Genomic DNA, 2,792 nt, shown 5'->3' with positions numbered 1-2,792 from the left:
ACGCGCGGATCTCCGCGACAAGTTCGCGTGGTGGCGGCGGGCCCCGGACCGGGCCGACGAGGTCGGCGGCGTGGGGGTGGGGGACGCGGACGTAGCGCATGAAGTGGGCGACCCGCGTCGTCGGGCGCCGGTTGTGGGAGGCGCCGTGGGGCATCAGGTGGTGCAGCAGCGCGAACGAGCCGGCGGGGCCCGTGACTTCGACGCTCTTGAGGTGGCCGGCCCGCTTCCAGTGCCGGTGCAGGGCGCGCCCGTCCTCTCCCCTGGCGCGGGCCGCCCGCACCTCCTCCTCCACGATCCGGTGGCCCTGGGGGACGACGTGGATGCCGCCGCCGTCCGGCTCCACGTCGGTGAGGTAGTAGCAGCCACCCAGCTGGAGTTCGTCGGGTGTGAACAGGAAGTCCCTGTCCGGCGGCACGGAGGCGTCGAGGTGCAGGTCCTGGCTGAGCGGCTCCTCGCCGTGGGCGTCGTTGCGCAGGGTGATGCCGACCGATCCGTCGAACGCCCGCAGCCGGTGCGTGCCGTGGAGCTGCGCCATCACCCGGTACAGCGTCTCGCCGCCCATCAGCGGGATCAGCTCCGGGGTGTCGATCATGTCGTCGCCCGGCGCCCGCATCGGCTTGATCCGGCCGTCGGCGACGTACCAGTGCCCGGGGAGGGACAGGTCGGCGGGCAGCAGGCCGAGCGCGGCCTCGCGGTACCGCGCGACCTCCTCGGGCGTGAGCACGCCCTCGATCAGCAGGTACCCGTCGCGGTGGAACCGCGCGACCTGCTCGTCGGTCAGCACGGGCTGGACGGGCTGCACGGCCTCGGTGATCACGCGCTTCCTCCCAGAACATCGCGGGGTGGCCAACTCTGGCATATATGGACCGTTCTTGAGCGTCTCCGCTCTTCCGGCGCTTGGCAACACCCGCGAACCCCCGAAAGGCGCCGGGGGCGCGCCCCCGACGGGCACGGCGCGCTCGGCGGCGCCCGGCGGCGTTCAGCGCACCCGCGCGACCCCGCCGTGGCCCACGCCCGGCGGCTCGGGACCGAGCGGCGCCAGGTCGGGGCGCCAGCGCGGGACCGGGACGACGCCGGGGGGAAGGAGGTCGAGCCCCTCGAAGAAGGCCGCGATCTCCTCGGGGCTGCGCGATATGTACGGCGCGGCACCGGAGTTGTTGTACGCCTCCTGCGCCGCCAGCGCACCGCGCGGAGCCGCCGTGGAGCCGTGGGCGATCACCAGATGGCTGCCGGAACAGAGCCCCGCGACCAGGCGCCGCACGAGGTCGCGCGCCTCGTCCCCGTCGGTGATGTGACCCAGCACGTCCGACAGGATCAGCGCCACGGGCCGTCCGGGGTCCAGCGTCTTCCACGCCGCGGACAGGATCCGTTCCGGCTCGCGCAGGTCCGCCTCCAGATACTCCGTGACCCCCTCGGGCGCGGACGTCAGCAGCGCGTGCGCGTGCAGCAGCACCAGCGGGTCGTTGTCCACGTACACGACGCGCGACTCGGGCGCGGCGCGCTGGGCGAGTTCGTGCGTGTTGTCCACCGTGGGCAGGCCCGTTCCCACGTCGAGGAACTGCCGGACGCCCGCCTCGCGCACCAGATGGGCGATCGAACGCGCCAGGAAGTACCGGCTGGCGCGCGCGACGGCGTCGATGCCGGGGAACGTCTCCCGGTAGGCGTCCCCCGCTGCCCGGTCGACCTCGTAGTGGTCCTTGCCGCCCAGCCAGTAGTTCCAGATCCTCGCCGAGTGCGGCACCGCGGTGTCGACCTTCGGCGCCGGCGGTCCTCCCGGCCCTCCCGGTCTGCCCGGTCTCCCCGAGCGGCCCCGGCTCCGCTCCCCGTCCGGCTCCCCACCGTTCCCCTCACGCACGGCCGCCCCTCTCCCCGGGCCGGTCCCCGGCCCCGCGTCGTCGCGCCTCATCGAACCATTTCCCCATCCCACACCGTCCATGGCGGTCCGTCAGCACGCGGTGAGGGCCCGGTGGGGCGAGGTTCCGGTGACGCACAGATTTCGTGTGGGTATCGGGGGGTTGCCCGTCCGGTGGGTGGCGCACCTTGACGGGCCATCGGGCCCGGCGGACTATGGGAGCGCTCCCACCCCACTGGGGGTTCCGCATCCCTCGCGGTCGTCTCGCACCTCACGTCAGGCGATTCGGCCGGAAAGGACCGATCCATGACTCAGCACTGGTCATACGAGCCGCCCAGGGCCCCGCGCGCACGCCCGCGCCGGGTGGGCCTCGGGATCGTGGGCGCGGTCGCCGCCGCGGGTCTCGCCGGAGGGGCGTTCGCCGCTCCCGCGTACTCCGCCGAAGCGCCGGTCGCCGCCGCCGAACTGATCGTGAACGGCGACTTCTCCGACGAGACCGGCGCCCCGTGGTGGTGGACGGCCGACAACCCGGGCGCCGTCGTCGACGGGCAGCTGTGCGCCGACGTCCCGGGCGGCACCACCAACCCCTGGGACGCCATCATCGGCCAGGACGACGTCGCGCTGGTCGCGGGCCAGGAGTACACCTTCTCGTATACGGCCGGCTCCACGGTGGCGCACACCATCACGGTGAACGTGCAGGAGGCGGCCGAGCCCTACGAGCAGCAGTTCACCTCGCAGGACGCGCTCACCGAGACGCCCGAGACCTTCACGCACACCTTCACCGCCACGGCCGACGACCCGGCCGGGCAGGTGGCGTTCCAGGTCGGCGGCGCCGCCGACGACCTGACGTTCTGCCTCGACGACGTCTCCCTCGCGGACGGCGCCGCCGCGGAGTAACGCGCCGCCCGCACCGGAGACGTCGTCGAGGCAGAACGTCAGG

Annotated in this window: 2 protein-coding genes and 1 pseudogene; 1 reads left to right on the top strand and 2 read right to left on the bottom strand. The window is 73.6% G+C overall.

What is annotated here, in order from left to right; translation table 11 throughout:
• Both ADY01_RS34660 and ADY01_RS34655 read right to left on the bottom strand, forming a co-directional pair.
• A partial coding sequence (locus tag ADY01_RS34660) for a phytanoyl-CoA dioxygenase family protein (protein ID WP_053171532.1) occupies window positions 1–817 on the bottom strand: 817 nt, incomplete at its 3' end.
• 162 nt (window positions 818–979) lie between these two features.
• Window positions 980–1,765 (bottom strand): annotated as a pseudogene (locus tag ADY01_RS34655) (SAM-dependent methyltransferase); the annotation flags it as partial.
• Between the two features lie 393 nt (window positions 1,766–2,158).
• Between ADY01_RS34655 and ADY01_RS34650 the strand changes: the two are divergent.
• Window positions 2,159–2,749, top strand: a complete 591-nt coding sequence (locus ADY01_RS34650; RefSeq protein ID WP_078900864.1) for a carbohydrate binding domain-containing protein — start codon at window positions 2,159–2,161, stop codon at window positions 2,747–2,749.
• Window positions 2,750–2,792: the final 43 nt, after the last annotated feature.

Source organism: Streptomyces sp. SBT349, from assembly GCF_001083795.1.
Lineage (GTDB): Bacteria > Actinomycetota > Actinomycetes > Streptomycetales > Streptomycetaceae > Streptomyces.
Note: the sequence above shows the minus strand (reverse complement) of the source record. Positions and strands in the feature narration are given on the sequence as shown.

Bases quoted from the DNA above. Each gene is read 5' to 3' on its own strand.
- ADY01_RS34650 (WP_078900864.1), top strand. From the start codon at position 2,159: ATGACTCAGCACTGGTCATACGAGCCGCCCAGGGCCCCGCGCGCACGC.